At 60.3% G+C, this 25510-nt stretch carries 24 protein-coding genes; 10 read left to right on the forward strand and 14 right to left on the reverse strand.

The genetic code is table 11. The features are described from left to right. Window positions 1-101 precede the first annotated feature (101 nt). The 6 genes from LAO20_03280 to LAO20_03305 all read left to right on the forward strand — a co-directional run bounded on the left by LAO20_03280 (window position 102) and on the right by LAO20_03305 (window position 6844). Complete coding sequence (locus LAO20_03280) at window positions 102-2867, forward strand: valine--tRNA ligase (protein ID MBZ5530431.1); 2766 nt, start codon at window positions 102-104, stop codon at window positions 2865-2867. Between the two features lie 48 nt (window positions 2868-2915). Beyond that, a complete protein-coding gene (locus LAO20_03285; protein ID MBZ5530432.1) occupies window positions 2916-3527 on the forward strand; it encodes a hypothetical protein in 612 nt (203 codons plus the stop codon). Window positions 3528-3539: 12 nt separating this feature from the next. After that, window positions 3540-4418 (forward strand): carboxylating nicotinate-nucleotide diphosphorylase, encoded by an 879-nt coding sequence (gene nadC, locus LAO20_03290; GenBank protein ID MBZ5530433.1) that lies wholly within the window; start codon window positions 3540-3542, stop codon window positions 4416-4418. Between the two features lie 139 nt (window positions 4419-4557). After that, a complete protein-coding gene (locus LAO20_03295; protein MBZ5530434.1) occupies window positions 4558-5154 on the forward strand; it encodes a YceI family protein in 597 nt (198 codons plus the stop codon). A 21-nt stretch (window positions 5155-5175) separates the two neighbouring features. Beyond that, on the forward strand, window positions 5176-6039 hold the full coding sequence (locus LAO20_03300; GenBank protein MBZ5530435.1) for a biotin--[acetyl-CoA-carboxylase] ligase: 864 nt from the start codon (window positions 5176-5178) through the stop codon (window positions 6037-6039). Then, entirely contained in the window at window positions 6023-6844 is an 822-nt protein-coding gene (locus LAO20_03305; protein ID MBZ5530436.1) for a type III pantothenate kinase, read from the forward strand. Before LAO20_03300 ends, LAO20_03305 begins: the two co-directional genes overlap by 17 nt. A 26-nt stretch (window positions 6845-6870) precedes the next feature. Here LAO20_03305 and LAO20_03310 read toward each other — a convergent pair whose 3' ends face one another. Next, entirely contained in the window at window positions 6871-8784 is a 1914-nt protein-coding gene (locus LAO20_03310) for a S9 family peptidase (protein MBZ5530437.1), read from the reverse strand. Between the two features lie 135 nt (window positions 8785-8919). Between LAO20_03310 and LAO20_03315 the strand changes: the two genes are divergently transcribed. Genes LAO20_03315 through LAO20_03325 form a run of 3 tightly spaced genes read left to right on the forward strand, consistent with a single transcriptional unit; the run spans window position 8920 to window position 13520 of the window. Then, a complete protein-coding gene (locus LAO20_03315) occupies window positions 8920-9612 on the forward strand; it encodes a hypothetical protein (GenBank protein MBZ5530438.1) in 693 nt (230 codons plus the stop codon). Beyond that, on the forward strand, window positions 9609-10874 hold the full coding sequence (locus tag LAO20_03320) for a class I SAM-dependent RNA methyltransferase (protein MBZ5530439.1): 1266 nt from the start codon (window positions 9609-9611) through the stop codon (window positions 10872-10874). Before LAO20_03315 ends, LAO20_03320 begins: the two co-directional genes overlap by 4 nt. Before the next feature lie 30 nt (window positions 10875-10904). Then, on the forward strand, window positions 10905-13520 hold the full coding sequence (locus tag LAO20_03325; protein ID MBZ5530440.1) for a ComEC/Rec2 family competence protein: 2616 nt from the start codon (window positions 10905-10907) through the stop codon (window positions 13518-13520). Window positions 13521-13534: 14 nt separating this feature from the next. Here the strand turns inward: LAO20_03325 and LAO20_03330 are convergent, their stop codons facing one another. The 13 genes from LAO20_03330 to queD form a co-directional block, all read right to left on the reverse strand. Next, window positions 13535-13819, reverse strand: a complete 285-nt coding sequence (locus LAO20_03330) for a DUF2007 domain-containing protein (protein MBZ5530441.1) — start codon at window positions 13817-13819, stop codon at window positions 13535-13537. Window positions 13820-13931: 112 nt separating this feature from the next. Further along, window positions 13932-14702 carry a DUF3108 domain-containing protein gene (locus LAO20_03335; GenBank protein MBZ5530442.1) on the reverse strand — a complete coding sequence of 257 codons (771 nt, stop codon included), beginning with the start codon at window positions 14700-14702 and terminating at the stop codon, window positions 13932-13934. A gap of 32 nt (window positions 14703-14734) precedes the next feature. Then, window positions 14735-15298 carry an isoprenylcysteine carboxylmethyltransferase family protein gene (locus tag LAO20_03340; GenBank protein ID MBZ5530443.1) on the reverse strand — a complete coding sequence of 188 codons (564 nt, stop codon included), beginning with the start codon at window positions 15296-15298 and terminating at the stop codon, window positions 14735-14737. Next, window positions 15291-16409: a glycosyltransferase family 9 protein gene (locus LAO20_03345; GenBank protein MBZ5530444.1), complete on the reverse strand. Its 1119-nt coding sequence runs from the start codon at window positions 16407-16409 to the stop codon at window positions 15291-15293. Before LAO20_03345 ends, LAO20_03340 begins: the two co-directional genes overlap by 8 nt. Further along, entirely contained in the window at window positions 16406-16861 is a 456-nt protein-coding gene (locus LAO20_03350; protein ID MBZ5530445.1) for an adenylyltransferase/cytidyltransferase family protein, read from the reverse strand. The genes LAO20_03345 and LAO20_03350 overlap by 4 nt, the downstream gene beginning before the upstream one ends. 22 nt (window positions 16862-16883) lie before the next feature. Beyond that, on the reverse strand, window positions 16884-17897 hold the full coding sequence (locus LAO20_03355) for a hypothetical protein (GenBank protein MBZ5530446.1): 1014 nt from the start codon (window positions 17895-17897) through the stop codon (window positions 16884-16886). A gap of 144 nt (window positions 17898-18041) precedes the next feature. Beyond that, window positions 18042-19004, reverse strand: a complete 963-nt coding sequence (gene lpxK, locus LAO20_03360) for a tetraacyldisaccharide 4'-kinase (GenBank protein ID MBZ5530447.1) — start codon at window positions 19002-19004, stop codon at window positions 18042-18044. Further along, the gene (locus LAO20_03365) at window positions 19001-20362 is read right to left on the reverse strand and encodes a 3-deoxy-D-manno-octulosonic acid transferase (protein ID MBZ5530448.1); all 1362 of its coding nucleotides are present in this window, start codon (window positions 20360-20362) and stop codon (window positions 19001-19003) included. Before LAO20_03365 ends, lpxK begins: the two co-directional genes overlap by 4 nt. A gap of 93 nt (window positions 20363-20455) precedes the next feature. Then, window positions 20456-21562 (reverse strand): tetratricopeptide repeat protein, encoded by a 1107-nt coding sequence (locus LAO20_03370; protein ID MBZ5530449.1) that lies wholly within the window; start codon window positions 21560-21562, stop codon window positions 20456-20458. A gap of 97 nt (window positions 21563-21659) precedes the next feature. Continuing rightward, on the reverse strand, window positions 21660-22754 hold the full coding sequence (locus LAO20_03375) for a tetratricopeptide repeat protein (GenBank protein ID MBZ5530450.1): 1095 nt from the start codon (window positions 22752-22754) through the stop codon (window positions 21660-21662). A gap of 29 nt (window positions 22755-22783) precedes the next feature. Then, window positions 22784-23485: a 7-cyano-7-deazaguanine synthase QueC gene (queC, locus tag LAO20_03380; protein MBZ5530451.1), complete on the reverse strand. Its 702-nt coding sequence runs from the start codon at window positions 23483-23485 to the stop codon at window positions 22784-22786. Window positions 23486-23650: 165 nt separating this feature from the next. After that, window positions 23651-24331, reverse strand: a complete 681-nt coding sequence (locus LAO20_03385; GenBank protein ID MBZ5530452.1) for a radical SAM protein — start codon at window positions 24329-24331, stop codon at window positions 23651-23653. A 201-nt stretch (window positions 24332-24532) separates the two neighbouring features. Beyond that, window positions 24533-24910 carry a 6-carboxytetrahydropterin synthase QueD gene (queD, locus tag LAO20_03390; protein MBZ5530453.1) on the reverse strand — a complete coding sequence of 126 codons (378 nt, stop codon included), beginning with the start codon at window positions 24908-24910 and terminating at the stop codon, window positions 24533-24535. A gap of 289 nt (window positions 24911-25199) precedes the next feature. Between queD and LAO20_03395 the strand changes: the two genes are divergently transcribed. Further along, window positions 25200-25457, forward strand: coding sequence for a hypothetical protein (locus LAO20_03395; protein MBZ5530454.1), 258 nt, complete (start codon window positions 25200-25202; stop codon window positions 25455-25457). Window positions 25458-25510: the final 53 nt, after the last annotated feature.

The following is a 25510-nucleotide window of genomic DNA, read 5'->3' on the forward strand; positions in this document are numbered from 1 at the left end:
GAGAAGGGGGCCTGGGGTTTTCAATCGCGAGAAAAACGGCGCGTTTGCCCAGTTCCGCTCTGCGCCTGTAAGATCAGTGATTCAGTCATTTTTGCGCGCGCATGCCACACGAGCTCCAAAAAGCATACGATCCCAGCGCGATTGAGGTCCGCTGGGCGGAATACTGGGTCCGGGAGAAGCTGTTCTCGGCGCCGACGCCGGAGTCCGGCTCCCAGGCCCAGATCAAGCCCTTCACGCTGCTGCTGCCGCCACCGAACGTGACCGGACGCCTGCACATGGGCCACATGCTCAACCACACGGAGATGGACATCATCACCCGCTGGCGGCGCATGCTGGGCGACATGGCCAACTGGATTCCCGGTACCGATCACGCGGGAATTGCCACGCAGATGATGGTGGAAAAACAGGTGCTCGCCGAAGGCACCAGCCGGCAGAAGATGGGCCGCGAAGCCTTCATCAAGCGCGTGTGGGACTGGAAAGAGCACTATGGCGGAGCGATTCTCACCCAGATGAAGCGCCTGGGTGTCTCCGTTGACTGGAGCCGCGAGTACTTCACCATGGACGACAACCTATCGCACTGCGTGCGTGAGGTGTTCGTCCGCCTGTATGAAGAAGGTCTGATTTATCGCGGCAAATACATCGTCAATTGGTGTCCGCGCTGCATGACGGCCATTTCCGACCTGGAAGTGAAGCACGAGGACATCACCGGAAAGCTGTACCAGATTCGCTACCCGCTGGCCGATGGTGAGAATAAAGACAAAACGACGTCCATCACCGTTGCCACGACGCGTCCGGAAACCATGCTGGGCGATACGGCCATCGCGGTGAACCCGAAGGACGCGCGCTATACCGCGCTGGTGGGCAAGAAAGCCATTCTGCCGCTGATGGAGCGCCCGATTCCCATCATCGCTGACGACTACGCTGATCCGCAGTTCGGCAGCGGCGCGGTGAAGGTGACGCCGGCGCACGACCCCAATGACTTCCAGATCGGGCTGCGGCACAGCTTACCGCAGATTGACGTGATGGACGAAACTGCGCACATCAACGAGAACGGCGGTCCCTACAAGGGCCTGGACCGCTACGTGGCGCGGGAGAAGATTGTCAAAGACCTGGAAGAGCGCGGCCTGCTGGTGGGCATCAAAGACCACGCCATGTCCATCGGCAAATGCGACCGCTGCAAGACCGTGGTGGAACCACGGCTTTCCACGCAATGGTTTGTGGCGGTGAACAAACAGCCCAATCACGGCGGGTTGAGCCTGGCCGGCGCGGCGAAGAAAGTGGTGGAAGACGGCCACATTCGCTTTACCCCCGCGAACTACCAAGCCATCTATCTGCAGTGGATGGAGAACATCTACGACTGGTGCATCTCCCGCCAGCTGTGGTGGGGACACCGCATCCCCGCATGGCATTGCGCCGCGTGCAAAGAGATCACCGTGGCCCGCGAAGCGCCCAAGAAGTGCGGCAAATGCGGCAGTACGGAACTTGCGCAGGACACCGACGTGCTCGACACGTGGTTTTCATCCGCCTTGCTGCCCTTCACCACGCTGGGCTGGCCCAAGGCCACGCACGACCTGGAGATTTTCTATCCCACGCAACTGCTGATCACCGGCTTTGACATTCTGTTTTTCTGGGTGGCGCGCATGATCATGATGGGCAGCCATTTCATGCTGCCGCCGCAGCGTCCTGCGCTGGCCGGCGAACAAGGCAAGACAGCGGACCAGTTCTTGCCGGAGTGTGTGCCCTTCCGCGAAGTGTACATACACGCCCTGGTGCGCGACGCTGACCGCCAGAAGATGTCCAAGACCAAAGGCAACGTGATTGACCCGATTGAGGTCACGGAAAAATACGGCACCGATGCGGTGCGCTTCACGCTGGCGTCCATGGCTTCGCCGGGCACGGACATTGCGTTCAGTGAGAGCCGGACGGAAGGCTACCGGGCGTTCGCCAACAAGATATGGAACGCCGCACGCTTTGTGTTCATGAACCTGGACCGCGCCGGCGGCAGCCTGACTTCGGGTGCGCCTCCGGATGAACTCAAACGCCTGGAGAACCGCTGGATCTACTCGCGGTTCTATCGCGTGGCCGGCGAGGTGAATGACGGTCTGGCGGCGTATCGCTTTGATGAAGCGGCCAACACCATCTACAAATTCTTCTGGGGGGATTTCTGCGACTGGTACCTGGAGATCATCAAGCCTCGGCTCTCCGGGCCGGAAGCAGAAGCGCGCCCGGCGCTGGCTTTCCTGGGCGACGTGTTTGAAGGCTCTCTGCGGCTGCTTTCGCCTTTCATGCCGTTCATCACGGAAGAAATCTGGCACGCGATGTATGAAGGCCAGCCGCCTAAAAAGTCCATTGCGCTGGCGAAGTATCCGGAGCTCGATAAACAGTGGCTCAACGATCAGACGGAAGAACAGATGGCGGTGCTGCAGGAGCTGATCGTGAACGTGCGCAACCTGCGGGCGGAGATGAAAGTGGAGCCCAAGGTGAAGGCGCCGGTGCGCATTCACGCCGCAGCCGATGTCCAGAAGCTGGTTGAAGAAAACCGCAGCATGGTGGAGCGGCTGGGCAGCATCGAAGCGATTGAGTTTGTCAGCGCGTCGCTGTCGCAGGTGGCGGGAGCGCGGACCACGCCGAAATTCGAAGTGGTGCTGGTGTATGAACAAAAAGTTGACGTGGCGGCTGAGCGCGAGCGCCTGAAAAAAGATCTGGCCAAGCTGGAAGGCGAACTGGCCAACAACAAAAAGCAACTGGGAAACGAGCAGTTTCTGGCCAAGGCTCCGGCGAAAGTGGTGGAAGGCATGCGGCAGCGCGGGCTGGAACTGGAAATCTTGATCAAAAAGATCAAGGACGCTTGGGACAAGCTAGGGTAAGCTTCTATTCTAAGTTCTTAGCTTGACATCAATGGGGAACCGGGTTCAATGAAAGCGCTGCAGAAGACGTTGGCGATTATCGCGTTCCTGTTTTTGGCAACGCAGACTGTTCGCAATGCTTACGCGCTCTGGATGGCGCCGCAATCTTCTGTCCTCGATGTTTTCGGACGCAAGACAAAGAGCGATATCGCCAAGGCAACTTCACTCGATGACCTGGTGACCCGCTATGACGCGGCCCACAAGGAAGCGGAAAAGAAGAGACAGGAAGAAGTGAAAGCCGGGAAGGAGCCATGGGCGCCACAAAATTACGACATCGAGCCTTTCAAATCAGAAAGCGAACTCCAAGGTTCAATATCTGAGTGGGAGGCCAGGGCCAAAGATATACGCGCGTTGCATTTCTACTGGTTCGCGGGCCTGGGGTTTCTTATCATTGGAACACTGGTCTATGCCAAATGGAACCAGTGGTTGGGTTTAACTCTGTCGATCATCGCTTTTAGTGAATTTATCTTCTGGACATCTCCTGAGTTCTTTTCCTGGGCCAGAACGATCCAGACCGACCGGCTTTACGCAAATAAGTTCGGCTTCGGAGTAGCTTCGATCATGTTGTTGCTGATTATGATCCAAATGCAGGGGATTTTTAAGAAAAAGGCGGAGGCGTAAGCGGAACAGCCTATGGATTGGCACAGCCGCAGAATCAGCGCCATACTTGAACACGCGTTGCTGGAGGACCACGCCACCAGTGACGCGACGTCGCGCGCCTGCATTGATCCGCAGCAGCGCGCTACGGCCACCATCCTGGCCAAGCAGGACTGCATCATCGCCGGCGTGGGGGCCGTGGCCCGCATCCTGGAGCTTTACGAGCGGCTGGACCAGCACGTGATCGGGCACCCGGAAGTGATCAGCCACGGAGAAATCTTTGACGGCGTGCGCATGCGCAAAGGCCAGGTGATTGCGGTGGTCCGGCATAACGCGCGCGTGCTGCTATCGTGCGAGCGGGTCACGCTGAACGTGCTGCAGAGGCTGAGCGGCATTGCCACCCTGACGCGCAAATTCGTGGACGCCATCCACGGGACGCAAGCGCGCATCCTGGATACGAGAAAAACTGCGCCTGGCTTGCGCGTGCTGGACAAATATGCCGTCCGCTGCGGCGGCGGGCATAATCACCGGCTGGACCTTTCTGACGGCGTGCTGATCAAGAACAACCACATTGCGCTGGCCGGAGGCGTGGCCGCGGCCCTGCAACGGGTGCAGGCCAATCGCCGTGAAGACCAGCCGATTGAAATCGAAGTCCGCAACATGGCGGAGCTGGAAGAAGCCCTGGCCAACGGCGCGGAAAGACTTATGCTCGACAACATGACGGTGGACGACGCGCGCGCCGCGGTGGCCCGGGCGCGTAAGCACTCGACTGCGGTAACGCTGGAGGCTTCCGGCGGCATTCGGCTGGAAAACGTCCGCGCGTACGCGGAAACCGGGGTGGATTACATTTCCGTGGGGGCGCTGACCCATTCGCCGCAGGCGGTGGACTTGAGTATGCGGATTATTCCCGCGTAAGCTAGGGAGCTAAGCGTCTGCACTGTAGGGACTTATCTGACTTATCTGAGAGATAGTTTGAGATCAAAATATTTTGCGTCGGTGATGGATGCTATCTGCTCAAACTAGGGAAAATCTTTTAAGGAGACTCTTGTTCAATATGCGTGTACGAAAAGTTCTTGGGCTGTTGCTTGGCGTTTTTGCTCTCTCCCTTTCGGCGCTGGCCGCCGACGAATACAAGATTGATCCGGTGCACTCGTCGGTCAATTTCGCGGTCACTCACATGACCATCAGCACGGTGAACGGGCGCTTCAACGATTTTGCCGGAACGATCCTTTTTGACGATAAAGACGCGACCAAGTCTTCCGTCACGGTGACCATCAAAGCCGCGAGCATCAATACGGACAACAACAACCGCGACAATGACCTGAAATCGGCCAACTATTTTGACGTGGCGCAGTTTCCGGAAATTACTTTCCAAAGCAAATCGGTGGAAAAAAAGGGCGACAACTACGTGGCCCACGGAACGCTGACGATCCACGGCGTCGCCAAGAACGTGGACCTGCCGTTTGAGTTGAAAGGGCCCATTGACGCGGGTAAAGGCGGAAAAGCGATGGGCGCGCATGCCTCTCTCACCGTCAGCCGCCAGGATTTTGGGATCTCCAAGGCGCCGGCCGCGATGATCGGCAACGATGTCAAGGTTGATCTCAACGTTGAAGCAAGACATGCACCACCGGCCCCCGCCGCAACCAAATAAGGTTCCTGAGGACAACGCCCCGTGTCTTCTGCCGACTTGTTATTGCCGGAGAAACTTGCGCCGCTGGTGCGGAACACGATCTTCTCCGGCAATATTCACCATTTCGACCAGGCTGAATCCACCAACGCTCTGGCGCTGGCCGCGGCCACGCGTTCCGAGCACCATACGGACACCGGGCCGGAAGGCGCGGTCTTTGTGGCGGAAGAACAGACCGCGGGCCGGGGACGCGGCGGGCATACCTGGCATTCGGAAAAAGGCACGGGGATTTATTGTTCGTTTCTGATTTTTCCTCCCATGTCGCCGGCAGAGGCGCTATGGCTGTCGTTGATTTCAGGAGTGGCGGTGCAGGACGCGGTGAAGGAGGTCACGGGATTGCAACCGGACATCCGCTGGCCGAATGATTTGCTGCTGAACGAGAAGAAGTTTGCGGGGATCCTGACGGAGATGAGCTCCGAGCCTACGCGTGTGAACCACGCGGTGGTGGGCGTGGGCATCAACGTGAACCAGGAGAGCTTTCCCGAGAGCTTGCGGAACGTCGCCACTTCACTGCGCAAAGAGGCAGGGCGGGAATTCTCGCGGGTGGAGCTTACCGGGGCCATGATCCGAGCAGTAGACCGCGAATACCGCGCTCTGCTGCGGGCCATGAGCAGTCCGATTCGCACGCCAGCGTTGCGCTTTGAGCCGATCATGCGCCGGGTGGAATCGCGATCTTCTTACGCGCTGGGCAAACTGGTGCACGTGGACGAAGACGGCGGCTATTACGGCGTGACCGACGGCCTGGATCCCAGCGGCTTCCTGCGCGTCCGGACCGATACCGGCCTGCGCATGGTGATCTCCGGCAGCGTCCGCCCGGTGGCAAGGAGAAACGATGCTCCTGGTTCTTGACGTGGGCAACACCAACACGGTGCTGGGCGTCTATCGGATGGAAACGCCGGGATTCGCCGGGAAAGTCGGCACGAAGCTGGAAGCCCACTGGCGCGTGGCCACCATCGCCACCCATACGGTGGATGAATACGGCGTCCTCTTCCGCAACCTGTTTGCCATCGGCAAGATTGAGTCTTCTGAAGTCCGAGGCATCATCATCTCGTCCGTGGTCCCGCCCATGGATTCCACCCTGCGCGAAGTTTGCGAGCGCTACTTCCACTTGAAGCCGTTGTTCGTGGAGCCGGGCGCCAAGACCGGCATGCCCGTGCTTTGTGACAATCCGCAGGAAGTGGGCGCGGACCGCATTGTGAACGGTGTGGCGGCGTTTGAGAAATACGGCGGGCCCTGCGTGGTGGTGGACTTTGGCACGGCGACGACTTTTGATGTTGTCTCGCGCAAAGGCGAGTACCTGGGCGGCGCGATCGCGCCGGGCATCGGCATTTCCGCGCAGGCGCTGGTGGAAAATACCGCCAGGCTGCCGCGCGTGGACATCCGCCGGCCGGCCAAACTGATCGGCACCAACACCGTGGCCAGCATGCAGTCCGGCATGTTCTATGGCTACCTGGGTCTGGTGGACGGCATCCTGGAACGCATGATGGCGGAGCTTGGTTCCGAAGCAAAGGTAGTCGCTACCGGCGGGCTGGCGCGGCTGATCGGCGAACACTCCAAGTACATCAAGACCGTGGACGATTTGCTCACGCTCGATGGCCTGCGCATCATCTGGGAGCGCAATTCGGGGGCGCATAAACAGAAAGCCACGTCTTAGTTTCTCTCCAGCTTTTCTCGCTGAAACTACGGGTTATGCTTCGCCAGCCATTCGGCAATCTCCTTAAACACGTCACGTCTTTGCTCCGCCAAGCGTGGAAAATGAGGAGCTCCGGGATAGGTAACCATGCGCACGGTCTTGCCGCGCTCCGCCAGCAGCACGAAAAACTCCATGCCTTGCAGCACGGGTACGCGGACATCAGCTTCGCCGTGGAGAATCAAAAGCGGCGTGGTCACCTGGTCAGAATGCATGACGGCGGAAAACTGTAGCAGCGGCGTGGGGTCTTTTTCCTGCAGGCGGGCGTCATAGTCGGTCTGCCAGGTATCACTGGTGGGGACAAAGCTGAGCCAGTCGGTAATTCCCGCGCCTTCAATCGCCGCGCGATAACGATGCGTCTGGGTGACGGTCCATGAAGTCATGAAGCCGCCGGCGCTCCAGCCAAACATGGCCAGCCGCTGGGGATCAGCCCAGCCCTGGGCGATGGCGTAGTCGGTGGCGCTGTCCACGTCACGGTAAGCGCGATCGCCGAAGTGCTGGTAAATGGCGGAGAGAAAATCCGAGCCATAGCCGGTTGATCCCCGGTACTCGGGCTCCATGACCACGTATCCCTGCGCGGCAATCAGGCGGGAGAAAAGGGAGAAGGCGAGTTCATCATTGGATTCCGGGCCGCCGTGCGGCATCACCAGGAACGGCCACTTCTTCGCGGCCGAGTAGCCGGAGGGAAACGTTACGATTCCCTCCAGTTTGATGCCTTCCTTGGATGTCCAGTGCACCACGCGGACATCGCCCAGGTCCGCGCCGGCGAGCACGTCATCGCCCTCATGCGTGATCTTCACCAGTTCGCCGCCGTGGGCCACGGCAACGTTGTTGAGGTGAGCGGGGTCGCTTACGGTAAACGCGCGCACGTCTGGCGATGCGGAAAACGCGGTGGAGACCGGCAAGCCATTCATGACGCCATCCGTCCAGCGATACGCGGTTTCCAGCTTGCCGTCGCGATAAGCGGCGATTTCCGTGATCACGCCGCGATGCAGTTCCACCCACACTGAGCCGTGAGCATCGGAGGTCACGTTCACGGCCGAGCCATCCAGTTGCGGGGTGCGGTCCACCGGCGCGCCGCCGTCCAGTGGGACGCTCCAGATGTGATCGGGCGTAAGCACCGGAGTGGTAGTGCTGGCAAAAACCAGTTCCTTACCGCCGCCGGACCAGGCGAGTCCGTTGGTGGCGTTGGGAACCTGGGCAATGCGGCGCGCGCCCGATGCGCTGCAAACGTAAATGGCCGAATGCAGCTCATGATGGCCGATCTTTGGATTTTGCGTGATGACCGCGATCTGCGTACCGTCGGCGGACCAGGCGATGTCGGTGATGTCCTTCAGCTCGGGGCACCACCAGTCGCCCTTGTCGCCGCTGGCGTTGACCACGTACAGGCTGGTCTGATCAGCCTGCACCACAGTGTGCACGCCTTCTAGCGCATCTTTGGGGCGAGGATCGGCCAGTAGCGCGAAGCGCGAACCGTCCGGCGAGATCGAGGCGGAGCGGACCCCTGACCTCAAGCCAATCATCCGGACAGGCTGATTCTCCGCCAGGGGCACAATGGCCAGTTGTCCCAACTTGTCCACTTCATACCCGCCGTACAGCGCGCCGTCCGAGGAGAAGCCTTGCGGGCGGAATTTCTCCGGCAATGAAAGTTTGTGCGGATTTTCTCCGGAGATGCCGATCATCCACCACTCGCGCTTTTCCGGCCCTTGAACGCCGTCGTAGGTCACCAGGTAGAGGATGGTCTTGCCGTCCGGCGAGATGGCCGTGGCCCGGGCACGACGCAGGGCGGAGTAATCATCGCGGCTGAAGGGATGCTTGTCAGCGCCATAGCCGTTTGCGGCGGCCAGCACCAGGGCGATGATGGTCAGAAATGATTGCACGCAGCGGAAGGTAGTCTTCTTCATTTTTCTTCTCCGGGGACAGATCTGCTTTCAGCGCAGTGGCACATTCTCGACTGAAACATTCACATACGGGGCGGTTGCGGCGCCGTATGCCGAAGCGCAACGCACTTGATACTATCAATTCAGGCCGCACTGGCAGTGGAAAACTACTTCAACTACTTTACGGAGATCGAAGAGCGCTACCAGCGGCGGCGCGGCACGGGACTGCTGCTTTCCACGCTGGATTGGGCGCTGATTGAAACCTGGAAAGACGCCGGAATCCCGCTGGAAGCCGTGCTGCGCGGCATAGATGAGACGTTTGACAAGTACGATCGTCGTCCGGTGAAGACAAAAAAAATCAACAGCCTGGCCTATTGCGCGCAGGAAGTGCTGGCCGCTGCGGAAGACATGAAAGAAGCGGCCGTCGGCTCCGAGCGGGAGACAGCAAAGGCTGATACCGGGCTGAATGCCGCGGAAATCGCAAAGTTCATGCGGAAGAATGCAGGTAAGCTGCGGCAGATTCAGTCGCCCGCGCAGGTCCACGCCACGGCCGAAGAAGTAGCGGCCGCGCTTTCCGCGCTGGCGGACGAAGTGGAGAGCGCTGCCACCCTGCCGCGACTCGAAGACCTGGAACGCCGGCTGACCGTGATGGAAGAAAAGCTTCAGGCGGCGCTGACGGTGGCTGCACCGGAAGAAGAGCTCGTCGCCTTGCGGGCGGAAGCCGACCGCGAAATTGCACCATATCGCAGCAAAATGCCGGCGGCACAAATCGTACAACTGCAGAAACAATTTACTCACAGGCGGATGCTCGAAAAGGCTACAATGCCCAGACTCAGCCTCTTTTACATGTGAATCTTAAAATCGAAAAGATGGTCTACGGCGGCGATGGCCTGGCTCGTCTTCCCGACGGGAAAGCCGTGTTTTTGCCCTTTGTGCTTCCCGGCGAGGAAGTAAGCGCCACCTTGAGCAAAGAGAAGAGCAGCTTTGCCCGGGGCACGGCCGAGCATGTGATCAAGCCGTCAGAGATGCGGATCCAACCGCAGTGCGAGTACTTCTCGAGCTGCGGCGGCTGCCACTACCAGCACACCGCATACTCGACGCAACTGGAGTTCAAACGCGCCATCCTGCGGGAAACGCTGCTGCGCAACGCCAAGTTTGAGTGGACCAAGGAAATCATCACGCATTCGGCGGAAGCCTGGAATTACCGCAACCGGACGCGGGTGAAGATTCGCGGCGGAAAGGACTTTGCGCTGGGCTACCATCGCGTGTCGTCGCATGATCTGCTGCCGGTAAAGAATTGTCCCATCAGCTCGCCGGCGGTGAACCGGCTGATCACGCAGTTGTGGGAACTGGGGCTGGCTGGCGGCGTTCCCCAAGGGGTGAACGAAATTGAGTTCTTCGCCGACCATGCTGACTCCCGCCTGGTGTTGGAGATTTACCAAGCCCCGGACGCCCAGGGAATCCGCGAATTTGCCGGCGAGCTGCAGAACCGAATCTCAGAGATACAGGGCCTGGCCATCTTTTCCGGCCCAGCCGGGGGCGGACAGGCGCAGATGAAAGAAGCGGTGGGCAATCCGTCACTGATGTACCAGGTGGGTGAAAAGGCCTTCAGGGTGAGCGCGGGATCGTTTTTCCAGACTAACCGCTTGCTGGTGCAGGAGCTGGTAAAGACGGTGACTTCTGATTTCTTCGGCAAGATCGCCGTGGACCTGTACGCCGGCGTTGGGTTGTTCGCCAACCATCTGGCCAAGCGCTTTGATCAGGTGTTTGCCGTGGAGTCGGCGCCGGCGTCGGCGGCTGATCTCCAGGCCAACGCGCTCAAGAACGTGGTCCCGGTGAAGACCACCACCGAGCAGTTTCTGCCGCGCTGCCTCAATCTTCATCCGGACGTGGTGGTGGTTGATCCGCCGCGCTCCGGCCTGGGGACCAAAGCCAGCCAGCTTCTGGCCGCGCTTCGGGTGAAGAAGATTGTGTACGTCTCCTGCGACCCAGCGACGCTGGCGCGCGACGTCCGCCTGCTGCTGGAAACCGGCTACCACGTGGAAGACGTGCACCTGATTGATCTGTTTCCCCAGACTTTTCATATTGAAAGCATCGTAAGGCTGTCACGATAGAGAGTTCGCTCGGCAAGGCAAGTAAGCACGATGAACGTCCCGCAACATCCTGAGCCTCCGCAACTAAACACTCATGCGCCTCTCATCGTGGCAGCCGCGGCGTTTGCTTGCGGAATCTGGCTGGCGGGACAACTGCTGCGTTCTCCTTCGCAATGGAGCATCGCGTCGGCGCTGCTGGCAGCGTGCGCGATGGCCGCTGTCGCCAACAAGAACCTGCGGATCGCGCAAGCTTCGGCAGTGCTGGCTCTGGTTGGGGCCGGAGCTTTTGCGCGTGTTTGCACGCCAATCCCCAGCGTGGTGGTTCCTCCTGCGGAGTTCATCAGCGGCGAGCGCGTGGAAGTCATCGGCCACGTTGTGAATGACGGCGCAACCCTGGCCGGAAGCGGGCCGCGCGAACGCTTCGATCTGCAAACCGAGAGCATGATGCTCGGCGAACTCAAATTCACGCAGCCGGTGGGCATTCGCGCAACGCTGTTTTCCAGCAACCGGCGAGCCAAAAGCGAGGACTCAGTCGGGAGTCCGCAATTTCCCGAGATGGCGTACGGCGACCGTGTACATTTCATCGCCAAGTTGCGACCGCCGAGAAATTTTCGCAACCCCGGTGCATTTGACTACGAGGGCTACCTGCACAGCCTGGGAATTTCGACGCTGGCTTCGGTTTCCGTCGACGAAATTGAAATCCTTCCGGGAAGAGCCGGCGGCCGGCTGGGTTTCTGGCGCAGCCGCATTCGCCGCAGCATTCTGGAGCACATCAACGGGCAACCAACGGCGCTGTGGAGCCGCGAGGACGCCGCGCTGTTTTCCGCGATGATCATCGGCGACGATTCGCTTCTGCTGCGCAACGTCCGCGAAGAATTTCAGCAGACCGGCGTTTACCACCTGCTGGTGGTCTCCGGAATGAACGTGGCGCTGCTGGCGTTCGCCGTATTCTGGCTGGCGCGGCGGCTGCGCACACCGCAGTGGGCGGCTTCGGTGGTCACGATTGCGCTGGCCGTCTTTTATGCGTACATCGCGGGCATGGGCGTACCCATCATGCGCGCGGTGCTCATGTTGTCTGTCTATTTACTGGCACGGCTGTTTTATCGGGGAAGACAGTCGCTGAACGCCACCGGGTTTGCCGCACTGATAGTGCTGGTAATTTCGCCCGCGGCCTTGTTTGAGGCGGGGTTCCAACTAACGTTTCTGGCGTTGGTGGCGATTGCCGGCATCGGCGTGCCGGTGTTGCAGCGCACGTCGTCACCCTACCGCCTGGCTCTTCTGCATATGGACTCCACCGCTTACGATCTCAATCTGGAGCCAAAGCTCGCGCAGCTTCGGCTGGACATGCGCTTGATCATGGAACGGCTGGGACGTTTTGTAGGCGCAGCTCCAGCGCGATGGCTGGTGCTGGCCGTGGTGAGCGCCGGCGTGGCAGTGTTCGAGTTGATCGCGGTGTCAGCGATTACCCAGGCGACGCTGGTGGCGCCGATGCGGGCGTATTTCCACCGCGCAGCCATCATCGGGATGCCGGCCAACATTCTGGTGCTGCCGCTGGCCGGAGTCATGCTCAACTCCGGCGTGGCCGCCATCGCGTTGAGCTATGTGTGGTGGCCGCTGGCGCGGGTCGCCGGCTTCATCGCCGCGGCCGCCCTCCACTGGACGCTGGGCTGCCTGCAATGGCTGGCACACTTCAATATCTCGCAGTGGCGCGTGCCGGATGCCGGCGTGGTGATCTTCCTGGTGGCGGCGACAGGGATTTTGCTGGCGCTGCTGGCGGTCCGCCGGCAACCGCAGACCGCCACGGCCGGACTTGCGCTGTTATTCGCGTCTGCGGCGGTTGTAGCGTTCTACGCGCCGCGTCCCGCCATTGAACCAGGCAAGCTGGAAGTGACCAGCATTGACGTTGGCCAGGGCGATTCCCTGCTGGTGATTTCTCCACAAGGCCGCACCATGTTGATTGACGGCGGCGGCAGCGTGGGCCCGGTACGGAGCGAATTCGATTTCGGAGAAGACGTGGTCTCGACGTATTTGTGGTCGCGCGGCATTGCTCATCTGGACGTGGTGGCGCTTACCCACGCACATGGTGATCACATCGGCGGCCTGACGCGAATCGTTGAGAATTTTCATCCGCGCGAGCTGTGGGTGGGCATCAATCCCCAGACGGACGCGGTGGCCCGGCTGTACCAGACGGCGCTGCAGAACCACGCGGTCATCCGCATACACACTGCGGGCGAAGAATTGGAGTGGGGCAGCGCCCAGGTGCGCGTGCTGGCTCCACCCGCTGACTGGCGGCCCAAGGTACGCCCTGCGAATGATGATTCCCTGGCTTTGCTGGTTTCTTATGGCAGGACGTCTGCGCTGCTGGCCGGTGACTTGGAAAACAAGATGGAAAAATTCGTGGCCACGGAAGCGCTGCACGCCGATCTGCTGAAAGTAGCGCACCACGGCAGCGCCACCTCCACCACGCCGGAGCTGCTGGCAGCGGTGGAGCCAAAGTTCGCCGTGGTTTCTGTGGGTTACCGAAATTCGTTCGGACATCCGCGCGCGGACGTCCTGCAACGCCTGGAAGCGTCGCACGTGCGCACATACCGTACTGATCTGCTGGGCGCGGTGACTTTTCTGCTCGATGGAAAACAGGTCCAAGCCAAGCTGGCCTCAAGCTACTGAGGAACGGCCAGCGGCTATTCCACCGTGTCTTCCGCGCCTTCTTCCGCTTCTATTTCTTCCGCGGGAATGCTGTTCTTGTACTCTTCAATGACCTTCTTGGCTTCTTCGGCCTGCGCCGGGTTCACGCGCACCACCACGCCGCCCACGCCCGGCCAGATAGACTGCGCGGCGTCAATGCTGGCGACGTCGGATTCAATTCCCGCCGAAGTCAGCAGCGCATGAACCACCAGGGCCTCCGATTCCTGTTGCGTGTCAAACACATTCACCAGTTCAGGGTCCGCTTGCGGTTGTGTGCCCATGCTCTTCCTCCTTGCAGTCCTCTATCTTAGTAGGATGCCGGGAGAAGTGCGAACGTCAATGTGCTGGCGGGCGGTTTTTGAAACGGGAGACCCAAGGGACACCGGATGGGGCCTACTTCTTGGCCTTGTCTATGCGCTGCAGGACAAAAGTGAGCGTGCCCCAGTCCATGCGGGCGCGCATCTGCACCGGGACGCGGGCGGCGTCCTCTGAATACCAGATCCATAGCTTGCCCTTGCTACGCAGCACAGGAGAGGAACTTTCCGGCTGCACGCGGATGGTATCGAACGTCCCTGCTGGAGTCTTGATCTGCTCGCGCGCTTCGGCGTGCACGCCGACGGTTACCGTCTCGCCGCCGTCGTTGAGCGGGAAATTGTAGGTGCGGCCGGGCAGCAGCGGCAGAGAACCCACGTAGTAGATTCCGGAAAGCACGTCAGTCACGCAGTTGGGAACGTCATGCTCTTCGTGCCGGCTCTCATTCTTCCTGAGGTTCTTGTGGTCGGTGACCGACTTGCGGCGCTGGTAGTCAAAGGTGGTGCTGGACTCCACGCGGCGGAAGCCTTCTTCCAGATGGCGGGAAACGCTGCGCGAACAAAAACTGGACGGGTCAAAGAAAGACTCCAGCCGGTCCTGGACATGGAACAGCAGGGCCACGGTGCCGGCAGCGTCAGCGGTGCCCACCGTCCGGTATTCCGGACCAGCCTTCTCCATGCGCAGAGTGGCGACTCCCGCGCTGAAGATGCGCCATTCGGCCGCATAGACGTAGGTCTGGCCGACCTGGGGCTGGTACTCCGGGCGAGGCTTGGCGATGGAAGGTGCGACCAGGACCGCCTGGGCGATATCGGCAGGCGGGTGCGGCGATGAGTCGCCGGGAAATAAAAACACGAGAGCTGCGGCCAGTCCGTGATGGAATCGGATCAATGTTGTACCAAGACCATTTTGAGGATCAAAGCGCCTAACATGCAGGCAGAACCTATAGCTGCATTGTACTCGCGGTGGCGGAGATAAAGCTCCATAGAAAATTGCTGCGCCGAGGCAACGCTTTCGCCCGCGTTACGGTAGGGCGTGAGCCGGGGCAGAAGACGGGGCACATGCGCCGCGTACTGGTTGTAATCAGGGAAAATTGAACGCAAGTATTTTTCTTCCGCGCGGATCACCGGCAGGTAGATCGCCAGGAACATGAGGAGTGCGCCGCCGGCAATCCACCAGTTGCGCGCGGCCACGGCAAACCCAATGGCGATGAGCACGGAGCCCAGGTACAGCGGGTTGCGGGTGAAGGCGTACGGCCCGGTGGTGGTGAGCTCGGCGTTCTTGCGGATGTGTCCGGAGGACACTGCACGGACGAAAACACCGGCAACAATGACCACGCCACCGGCGGCAATAAACAGCCACTGCGGACGCGCAAACCAAAAATACGCCGCGGCAAAAACAAAGCCCAGCGGCACGCGCATACGAGTTGCGATCCGCGACCAGCTAGGCATGGCTGCTTTCCACAGGCTTGCCAGCTACTTGGTTGCTTGACACTGGTTTGCTTGCTAAGAGATGACGGGCGGCGGCAATTACTTCCTCCGCGTCGATCTTCAGCAGGCCTTCTTCCGGCCGGCGATGATGAGAAAAAGTTGTCTCGCTCTCCGGATGTCGCAGGGCAATGGTGTTGGGGCCAAAAGGGCCGGTGCGCGCCGGATCGGTGGGACCGTAGAGTCCCACGGCGGGAACGCCGAGCGCAGCCGCCAGATGCAACGGGCCGGTATCGCCGCCAACGAAAAGGCGCGCGCGGCGGGTGATGGCGATGAGTTGTCCGACTGTGCAGTTGAGGAGAAATGCGTTGCTTTTGCTGGCGCCGGCCACAGCCTGCCCCAAAGTTTCTTCTCCGGGGCCCACGTTGACCAGAGTTTTGATGTTGTGGGTGGCCAGCGCCGCGGCAACCTGTCCGAAGCGCTCCGCCGGCCACTGCTTGCCGCCCCAGCCAGCGCCGGGGTTCACGATGGCGAAGCTGGCAATGCCCAGCCGCTGGATCTCGCGCTCGGCCCAGGCTTCGCCCGCAGGATCGCGCGGCAGTTGCGGCGCCGTCATTGGCAGTTCTGCCAGCCCGACATGGTCCTTGAGCGTTTGCGCAGCCAGAGCAAGATTCTGTTCGATCACGTGGTCACCCGAGCGGGAGAATTTGTGGGAGTAAAACAATCGTGCTGCGGATTCGCGAGGATCAACGTAGCCGGCAATGACCGGAGCGCCGCCGAGCCAGGCGAAAAAACCTGACTTGATGTTGCCTTGGAAATCCAAAATGATGTCATAGCGCGTGTCGCGCACGCGTTTGAAGCCTCCGCGAATTTCCTTGAGCGTGGCCGGACGAAAGAAACGCCGGCGCCAGCGCGCGGTGTTGACCGTGTGCACCAGGTCCACCACCGGCTTCTGCGGGCCGCGATCAACGGGGCTGTGTTTGTGACGGCGCGCGGTCAGCAGTTCTGACCAGCGCTCCTCCACCAGCCAGCCAAGCGTCGCCTCCGGCAGGGCGCGGCGGATGGCCGTGGCCGCGGGCAAGGCATGGAGAATGTCGCCGAGCGCGCCCAGGCGCACGATGAGGATTTTGGTCATTCTCCCTTACCTAATAATTCGGTAGTCGAATGGTCTTTGGGATCGCCGACAATCTCCACGCGTCCGCCGCAGGCCAGAACGACGTCGCGTTCGGGGACGGTGGCGGCGGTGTAGTCGGTGCCCTTGGCGTGGATGTCCGGGCGGAGGGCACGGACCACTTCGCGGACGTCGGGAGCGTCAAAGATGGTTACCGCATCCACGTCAGCCAGGCCGGCAAGGATTTCAGCGCGCTCGCTTGCCGGGATACGCGGGCGCCCTTCGCCCTTCAGAGCGCGGGCGCTGGCGTCAGAGTTTACGGCGACCACCAGGCGTCCTCCCAGTGCCTTGGCCGCGTGGAGGTAGCGCACGTGTCCCACATGCAGCAGATCGAAGCAGCCGTTGGTCAGGATGATTTTTTCTCCAGCCGTACGCCATTGCCGCACCAGCGCGGCAAGCGGGGTGAGCTCAAACATTTTTTGGACAGGAGGCGCCAGATCAGCCCTCCATGACGGCGCGCAGCAATTCCGCGCGAGAAACCGTGGCTGTACCGCGCTTCATCACCACGATTCCGCCAGCGTAATTGGCGAGCCGGGCGGCCGATTCAGCGTCCGCACCCGCGGCCAGCGCGGCGGTGTAGGTGGCGATCACGGTGTCGCCGGCGCCGGTGACGTCGGCGACCTCATCAGAGCCGTAAATGGGAATAAATGTGGGCTTGGCGGAGCGGGCGAAGACCACCATGCCATCGCGACCACGGGTGACCAGCAGCGATTGCAAACGCATCTTCTGCATCACGGCTTTGCCGGCGGCTAGAAGCCGTTCGTTGTCATTGCCGATGCGCGTGCGCAGGGCTTCTTCCAGTTCGGCCTCGTTGGGAGTGGCGGCGGTGACTCCGTTGTAGGCCAGCGCGCGATAGCGAGAATCGAGCGTGACCGGGATGTTGGTCAGCGAAGCGCGGGAGCGGACCAAGTCAAAAATCTGCGGGGTGGCTGCGCCGTAGCCGTAGTCGGAAATCAGCAGGGCGTCAGAGGCGCGAACGTAGCCGCGCGTCTTCAAGACCAGATCGCGAACGGCCGTGCGGTCCAGCGGGGCGTCGGGCTCGCGGTCAATGCGGATGACCTGCTGGCGCGGGGAGTGGGTGGTCCCGGCCAGTACGCGGGTCTTGGTGACGGTGTTGTAGCCTTTGATGCGGCGAATGGCGGAGATGGAAATATGTTTCTGGCGGAAGGCATGCAGCAGCGCGCGGCCGGATTCATCTTCCCCAACGATGCCTACGGGCAATACCGTCACGCCGAGATCGGCCAGGTTGTAGATGGCGTTGCCGGCGCCGCCAGGCACCACGGTGCGTTCGCGGTGGCGCAGGATCAGCACCGGCGCCTCGCGCGAGACGCGGGAGATTTCACCGTAAATAAATTCGTCGGCGATCAGGTCTCCCAGCACGGTGATGGTGAGCTTGGGAAACTCTTCAATGATCCTTACTAGACGGTCAACGGGCTTGGAATTCTTTTGCATGTCAGAAGTGAAATTCTCTCACGCGGGGGCTAAAATCCGCAGCTACAACAGTATACGCGCCGTATTGAGAGACGGTGTTCCCGCCAGGATGCCGGGAACAATTCGACCAGAATAGTGCGGGCGCCGCTTCGCCAATCCTAGATGTCACAGCTTGTAGCCGCGCTGGGCCAGCGCAGACAGCAAATCGGCGACAACGTTTTCCGGCGAGTCGATTTGCATCCGTAGCACGGCAATCTGCAGCGGCTGCAATTCCACGGAAAAGGCCTTCAGTTTTACGTGATCTTTCTCAGTGGTGATCAGGCCCACTGCTCCGCAACTCTTGCGCAATGCACATAGGCGGTCAACGTCCTGCTTTGTATAACGATGATGATCGGGAAATGCCACGGTGTCCAAAACTCCGATTCCTGCGTTTCTCAGCGATGCAAAAAACTGCTCCGGCCGGGCCAGCCCGCAGAAAGCAACCACAGACGGAATTGGCCGCGCTGAGATGGAGTAAGTCATGATTTCCCGGCGAACGCGCCAGATGCGTGAAAGGCCTGTGGCTAGCGCAGCCGGCAACTCTGGTGTTTTGGCTTGCAGGACCACAGCGTCGGCGCGGCGCAGCGATGAAAGCGGCTCACGCAGTCGGCCGATGGGCAGCAGGGTGTCGTCCAGGTCGGCGGCCGGCAGCATGACAATGTCAAAGTCGCGGTGCAGGCGGCGATGCTGAAAGGCGTCATCCAGGAGGTGGAGTTTGGAGGGGAATTTTTCTTCCGCCAGCAACCCGGCCTGATAACGGTCTGCCGCCACGATGACCGGGACTTGCAGCTTGCGGGCGATCAGCAACGGCTCGTCGCCAAATTGCTCAGAGGTCCCCTGGGGATCCACCACGGCAAGCTTCTGCCCGCTGCGGCCGTAGCCGCGGGAAAGAACATCAAAGGTAATTCCGCGCTTTTTGAGCAGCTCACCCAGGGCGATGACAAACGGCGTCTTGCCGCTTCCGCCGACCGAAAGATTGCCGATGCTGACTACCGGCCGCGTGAGCTTGCGCGTGGCCAGGATGCGCCGGTCATAAAGCGCGTTTCTGGCGGCGACGCCGGCAGCGAAGATGGCCGAAAGCGGGTTCACTGCGCGCCCTTCTCTTTCCGGCCAAGCAGCGGCTGCAAGGCCTGAAAAGCTTTTGCCGTAGCGCCGGTGTTCTGTTGAAACAGCTCTTTGGCCCGCTGGCCGAGCTGCGCGCATTCATCGCGGTGTTGCAGGAGCCGCAGGAATTCGCCGGCGATGTTGTCTGGCGTCACAATACGCAGAGCCGGAGCCTGGATTGAACCCGGCGTGCCGCCAGGTTTCTCTGAACCGTTGAGGAAGATACGCACAATCTCGCGGAAATTTTCCGTGTTCGGGCCAGTGACGACGGCCACGCCGTGCTGCGCCGGTTCCAGGATGTTGTGCCCTCCTACTCCGGGTAGCAGGCTGCCACCGACGAAAGCGACGCTGGCGATGGCGTAAACAGAAGCCAGTTCGCCCAAGCTGTCCAGCAGGAACACGCAGCCGCGCAGCGGGACGCCGGGCGTCCAGGTGCTGCGTCGAACCATTTTGATTCCCGAGATTGCCGACGCCGAAACCAGTTGCGCCACTTTATCGAAGCGTTCCGGATGGCGGGGCGCCAGGACCAGCACACAGCCGGGAAACTGCCCAAGAACGGTGCGGAACGCCGCCAGCAGGATTTCTTCCTCGCCTTCCGTGGTGCTGCCACAGACGATCACGGGCGAGTCGTGCGCCGGCGCGTCTTGGCTGATGGCGCGGCGCAGATCTTTTATCAATGGGACTTCCGCGCTGGGTGGAATGTCGAACTTCAGATTGCCGCTGACCTGGACCCGCTCCGCGGGAGCACCGATCTCCTTGAGCCGCCGCGCGTCGTCTGCCGTCTGGGTGAGAAACAAATCCACGTTGGCGAGTACACGGGAAAAGAACCAGCGGAAGCGGCGGTAGCGCGGGAAGGAACGGTCTGAGATGCGGGCGTTCACGATGGCTACAGGGATGGCGCGCCGGCGGGCTAGATGCAGCAGGTTGGGCCAGAACTCAGTCTCAGCCAGAACCAGCAGGCTGGGACCGAGCGCCCGAAAGTAAGGACGGAGAGAAAAACCGAAATCGAGCGGCATAAAAAATACATGATCGTCGCCGAATCGCTGCCGCGCCAGGCGCTGGCCGGTGGCAGTGGTGGTGGAAACAAAAACCTGGCGATCGGGTGACGCCTGGCGCAACTGGCTGACCAGCGGACCCACGGCCAGCACTTCGCCCACGGAGACCGCGTGGATCCAAATCGGGCCGCGCGGCTGCCTGGCCTGCTGGGCAATCCTGGACGGCACGCGGCCGATGCGCTCAGCGAAGCCGGCGCGATACTTGCCGAGGCGCAGCATCTGCAAGGCCCACCACGGCAGTGAGAGCGCCGCCACGACGGCCAGAAGCAGACTGTAAAGGGTGTACATGAAAGACCAGACATTTTATTCGCGCAGGCGGCACAAACGGAAAGGGCGGCCGCAAAAGGCCGCCCCTGAGAGGACCTTGGCGATTCCGTTTGGCTATTTGGCCGTGGCCAGCATGGCCTTGGCGTCGGCGGTGTGAACGCCGTTGGCGTCAAGCTGGAGATATTTGTTGAGAGCGTCCGCAGAGCCCGGCTTGCCGGCGCGGTTAAGAGCGGCGCCCTTGAAGAACCAGGCGTCAGCCTTGTTGGCATCGGCAGCGATAGATTTGTCGCAGGCGGCAGCGGCGTCATCATACTTGCCGGCGTTGAATTGCACGGCGCAAAGGTTGTAGTACGCCAGCGCGGGATTGGGATCAACGGCGGCGCCTTTCTTGAACGACGTAACGGCCTCATCCATCTTGCCCAGCTTTACGTAGGCGTTGCCTTGCGACGTGGACATCACGCCGATGCCCGCCTTGGCCTTGGCGGGATCAGGATTGGGGTTGCGCGGGTCCTTGGGAGCTTTGCCATCCACGATGCTCTGGGCCACCTGAATGCCCTTGTCGTAGGTAAGAACCGCATCTTCGGGCTTGCCGGACTTTTGCTGATTGTCAGCCAGGGCCTTGTAGAGTTCCCATTTGGTGGTGTCTGGCTGGGCCGCGATCACCTGCTTTAGCGCGTCGGCGGCTTCAGACCACTTACCGGCTTGCATGGCCGTCTGGGCTTTTCCGATCATGGCGTTCAGGTTGCCGACTTTTTCCTGTTCGGCTTTGATCTGTTCTTTGGTCATCTTGGGGCCGGATGACTTGCCCCCGCCGCCCACATCGGTGCCGGGCGTGCCTCCGCCGATCATGGCTTTTTCAACACCGGGGCCGGAAAGCTCTTTGCCGATCTGGATGGTCAGAATGTTGTCGCCGGAACTGGTTCCCGTACCGACGACAGTCTTGTCGGAGAAAATGGTTTCACCACTCTTGCTGACAACCTTCACGCCGTACCCGCCATAGGCGACCCCGGCCATGGAAAACGCGCCCTTCTTGTCCGTCTTGGTCTTGTAGGTGCGCCCGTTGTCAGGGTTGGTCAAAATCACCTGGGCGTCAACGACTGGTTTGCCTTCTTCGGTGACGGTGCCATCCACAATTGCATTCACCTGTTGGGGCCAGGCTACCAGGGCGCCCAGGATTGACCAGGCGATCATGACCAAGAAAAGAACACAGTATTTCTTCATGAGAGTACCGCGCCTCCGCGCTGTTGGATTTTGTCGCGGGCCCACGTTCACACAGGGGACGGCCGATGGCCGGCCCGCAGGCCCGCAATGAATTCATTTACTTCTTTTTGCCGCCTTTATAAACGGTTTCAATTTTTGCGCCCACCATCTCCAGCATCTGCTTCACGTCATTGGCGTGGGCGCCGGTGGGAGCCAGCTCCAGATATTTGTTGAGGGCTTCAGCAGTCCCGTCCGGCACCGTCCATTTGTTGCTGGCGTCCATCTTGCCTTTGCCGAACATGGCGGAGCCCTTGATGAAGTAGGCATCGGCCTTGTTGGGATCGGCGGCGATGGCCTTGGTGCACGCCGACTCGGCGGCTTCCATGTTGCCGACGTTGTACTGCGTGGCGCAGAGATTGAAGTAGGCGACCCCCGGATTGGGGTCCATTTCAGCTGCCTTGGTAAAGGCAACCACAGCGTCATCGGTTTTTTTCAGCTTGAGGAGCATGTTGCCTTCAGAGCCCAACATCTGGCCGATGCCCGCTTTGGCCTTGACCGGATCAGGGTTGCGGACGTCTTTGGCGGTGCCGTTAACGATGGCTTCAGCGGCCTGGATGCCGCGTTCATAGGAGGCGGCGGCCTCTTCATACTTCTGCTGATTGCTCTGCGCGTTGCCCAGCGCCTGGTAGAACTCCCAGCGGCCCGGCTCGCCCGCCGTAAGCTGCTTGAGGGCGGTTTCAGCATCCGCCCAGTTCTGTGCCTGCATGGCCGCCTGGGCCTGGTTGATCAGGGCGTTGATGTTGGTGATTTTGGCATTCTCGGATTTGATCTTTTCCAGTTGTTCCTGGCTGACCTTGGGCGCGCCACCGGCAGCGCCGCCTTGCGAGACGTCAATATCCACCTGCTCTTCGCTGGCGCCTTCGGCAACGACGTTTCTTTTGTCCTTGTACAGTTTGTCGCCTTTGGAACTGGTGACCTCAATTTGGTAGCCGGCGCGGTCCAGCCCGACGAGAGCGTAAGTTCCATCCTTGCCGGTCTTGGTTTTGAAGGTCTTTCCCGTATTGAGGTTGGTGAACGTGACCTGGGCGTCAACGACCGGCTGTTTTCCGTCCGTGACCCGGCCATTCACGCGAGTCAGCGTGGCCTGGCCGAGCGCAGCCGCGCTCAGGGCAAACAGCATGGCCAGGTTCAAGCAAATTGATGTCATCTTCATGGTGTTCAGCCTCCGGCTTGAACTTGAAACTATATTCTATGTCCTGCGGCCTGGGACGCGTACGGAATCGGGTCAGGGGCCCCAGCTTCAGCAAAAGCCCGCAATCGCAGCACGCAACTTTCGCAAACGCCGCACGCGGCCTCTTCCTGGCTATAACACGACCAGGTCAAATCAAACGGCGCGCCCAAATCCAGCCCGAGCTTCACAATCTCCGCTTTGCGCATGGCGATCAGCGGAGTCACGATCTTGATCTTGCCGTCGCGCGTGCCGGTCTTGATCACCTCATTGAACGCCTGGTAGTACGCGGGACGGCAATCGGGATACCCCGAGCTGTCCTGCTCCACCGCACCAATGTAAATCTGATCGGCATCCAGGACCTCCGCCCAGCTCACCGCCGCCGACAAAAAGTGCGCGTTGCGGAAAGGAACGTAAGTCACGGGAACATGCCCGAATCCAATTTCCGGCTTGGCCTCAGGCACCTGGATTTCCAGGTCCGTCAGGGCCGAGCCTCCAACTTGGCTCAGAACGTCATTGCGGACGACGAGCCGACGGCGGATTCCCAGGCGGTCACAGATTGCGTCGAACGCCCGCCGTTCGCGAACTTCCGTTCGCTGGCCGTAACTGACATGCAGCGCCGCAACGTCCGTATCGCGCGCCGCCAGGGCGGCACACACGCAGGAGTCCATACCCCCGCTCAATAGCACCACCGACCGCAGCCTGGAACCGGTCAAAAAAAGGAGCTCCCTTTTAGTTTGCTTCTTACCTTAGTTCGATGGCCGGCGAATGCGAAATCGCTGCCTTGCAAACATAAGAATTATCTCAAAACTTTCGCTCAGATTCAGTGTTGCTGTGCGACAAAAAAATGCCGAAAGCATCGCGCCAAACCTCTCACTGTCTCACACGCCTTTGGTGGCGGGTTCCCAGATGAACTTGTGTATCTGCAGTCCCAGTCGCACGTTCAAGCCATCCTGAAGGATCCACTCCGTCAACTGGCGGGGATCAAGCTCACAATTGGAAGCGTCGCGCTGCGCGCTGGGATCTTTCCGGAAGACAGGAGAAAAGATGACCGAGCCGGCTTTGGTCTCTAACCCATGCTGGCGGGTGAAGTCGCGGGCAAACTCGTAGTCCTCACGGCCGGAGATGACGAATTTGACTTCATCGCGCGCGGAGATCGAATCCAGATTGCTCATGCGAAACGATGCCCCTTCTCCCGACCCGGGACACTTCACGTCCACGATCTTGTGCACGGCCGGCGGGACGCTTTCCAAGGGACGCTCGCCGCTGGTCTCCAGCAGCAGGGTGTAGCCACGGGCGAGCAGGCGCTCCATCAGGGGGACAAGTTCGCGCTCTTGCAGCATCGGCTCGCCGCCGGTGATTTCCACCAGACCCGAAGGCGCCAAGCGCTCCACCTCGCGCTCTACTTCGTCGGCAGACATTTTCTTGCCACCCGTGAAGGTGTATTCGCTGTCACACCAGCGGCAACGCAGATTGCACGCCGTGAGACGCACGAACACGCAGGGGATCCCGGTGAAAGAGGATTCGCCCTGGAGGGAACGGTAGATTTCTGTGATCTGCATCAAAAACCAATCTCACCACGAAGGCACGGATACACGGAGAAAAGCCGGGACGAATTTGCCAGGCGCTCCCGGATGCGCTTCTTACGGCTAAAGGCTCGAATCTTTTCTGAGCTGGGTTCGGTCCGCTTAGCTCGCGCCCTGATATTTGTGTCGCTGCTCGCTGCGATTTCGCAACTTGCCCAGCCCGGTTGCAGCTCCCGCTCACTCCGAATATCGCGCGGTGGTGGTGTCCGTCTCCCAGATGGTGACGTCTTTGATGGTTACGCGTCCCTGGGTGACGGCCTTCATCCGCGCGCCGGCTTCGTCGTAAAAATACTTGGCCAGATTTTCCGCCGAAGGATTGAGAACCTTGAACGGGTCAATATCGTTGAGCATCTGATGGTCCAGCCGGTCAATCACATGCTTCATGACTTCCTTGAGGTCTCTGAAATCCAGCAGCAAGCCGGCCTTATCCAGCTCCGCGCCGCGCAAAGTCACGCGGACTTTGTAATTGTGGCCGTGCGGGTTCTCACACTTGCCTTTGTAGTTGCGCAAGTAGTGTCCCGCGGCAAATGAGTCTTCTACCGTGACTTCGTACATCTGCTCCCCTGTGGTTTCCGGCGTGGATTGGCGACGTGACCTAATTGTAAATGGTAGGCGTTTCAGCGAGCCATTCCCCACGCCTTCCGTTTATTGCCCCGCCCGCAAGCCATTGGTTTGCCGAAAGTCTGCACTTTATAAGTTTTCTCTTAGATTATGCCGTGCAAACCGTTCATCTAATGCGAAAATGCTGTGCCATTTTGGGCCGCGCGGGTGTACAAGGATAAGCAAACCTTTTAACGTTCGCAAAGGCGAGGCGACGGCTCGTTCTTCGCAACAGGGGAACCAAATGTCTAGCGGAACCAAGAAGAACATCAGCGCAGCAGATTGTGCAGGGCGGGCCGGGAAATATGCCTTTGGAGTGGACGAGTCCAAAACCGTGCGGCTTCTCCGCAAACTGGCCGACGATCTTGAAGCCGGCAATGTGGTCTTGCACGGTGTAACCACTTCCAGCCACGCCACCCAGGAGGAGTTCGCGGTCCAGGAATATGTCATCGAGGTGCTGGAAGAAATTGCCGGCCCCAGCCTGCAGGTAGTCAAAGAATGAAAGACTAAAAGGCACAAAACAGATGACAGCTGTGCACTGCTGGACTTCGCCCA

Source organism: Terriglobia bacterium (assembly GCA_020072815.1).
Classification (GTDB): domain Bacteria; phylum Acidobacteriota; class Terriglobia; order Terriglobales; family Acidobacteriaceae; genus Angelobacter.

Coding starts and splice junctions, on each gene's coding strand:
- LAO20_03280 (MBZ5530431.1), top strand. CDS start 102: ATGCCACACGAGCTCCAAAAAGCATACGATCCCAGCGCGATTGAGGTC.
- LAO20_03285 (MBZ5530432.1), top strand. CDS start 2,916: ATGAAAGCGCTGCAGAAGACGTTGGCGATTATCGCGTTCCTGTTTTTG.
- nadC (MBZ5530433.1), top strand. CDS start 3,540: ATGGATTGGCACAGCCGCAGAATCAGCGCCATACTTGAACACGCGTTG.
- LAO20_03295 (MBZ5530434.1), top strand. CDS start 4,558: ATGCGTGTACGAAAAGTTCTTGGGCTGTTGCTTGGCGTTTTTGCTCTC.
- LAO20_03305 (MBZ5530436.1), top strand. CDS start 6,023: ATGCTCCTGGTTCTTGACGTGGGCAACACCAACACGGTGCTGGGCGTC.
- LAO20_03310 (MBZ5530437.1), bottom strand. CDS start 8,784: ATGAAGAAGACTACCTTCCGCTGCGTGCAATCATTTCTGACCATCATC.
- LAO20_03325 (MBZ5530440.1), top strand. CDS start 10,905: ATGAACGTCCCGCAACATCCTGAGCCTCCGCAACTAAACACTCATGCG.
- LAO20_03330 (MBZ5530441.1), bottom strand. CDS start 13,819: ATGGGCACACAACCGCAAGCGGACCCTGAACTGGTGAATGTGTTTGAC.
- LAO20_03340 (MBZ5530443.1), bottom strand. CDS start 15,298: ATGCCTAGCTGGTCGCGGATCGCAACTCGTATGCGCGTGCCGCTGGGC.
- LAO20_03345 (MBZ5530444.1), bottom strand. CDS start 16,409: ATGACCAAAATCCTCATCGTGCGCCTGGGCGCGCTCGGCGACATTCTC.
- LAO20_03350 (MBZ5530445.1), bottom strand. CDS start 16,861: ATGTTTGAGCTCACCCCGCTTGCCGCGCTGGTGCGGCAATGGCGTACG.
- LAO20_03355 (MBZ5530446.1), bottom strand. CDS start 17,897: ATGCAAAAGAATTCCAAGCCCGTTGACCGTCTAGTAAGGATCATTGAA.
- LAO20_03365 (MBZ5530448.1), bottom strand. CDS start 20,362: ATGTACACCCTTTACAGTCTGCTTCTGGCCGTCGTGGCGGCGCTCTCA.
- LAO20_03370 (MBZ5530449.1), bottom strand. CDS start 21,562: ATGAAGAAATACTGTGTTCTTTTCTTGGTCATGATCGCCTGGTCAATC.
- LAO20_03375 (MBZ5530450.1), bottom strand. CDS start 22,754: ATGAAGATGACATCAATTTGCTTGAACCTGGCCATGCTGTTTGCCCTG.
- LAO20_03385 (MBZ5530452.1), bottom strand. CDS start 24,331: ATGCAGATCACAGAAATCTACCGTTCCCTCCAGGGCGAATCCTCTTTC.
- queD (MBZ5530453.1), bottom strand. CDS start 24,910: ATGTACGAAGTCACGGTAGAAGACTCATTTGCCGCGGGACACTACTTG.
- LAO20_03395 (MBZ5530454.1), top strand. CDS start 25,200: ATGTCTAGCGGAACCAAGAAGAACATCAGCGCAGCAGATTGTGCAGGG.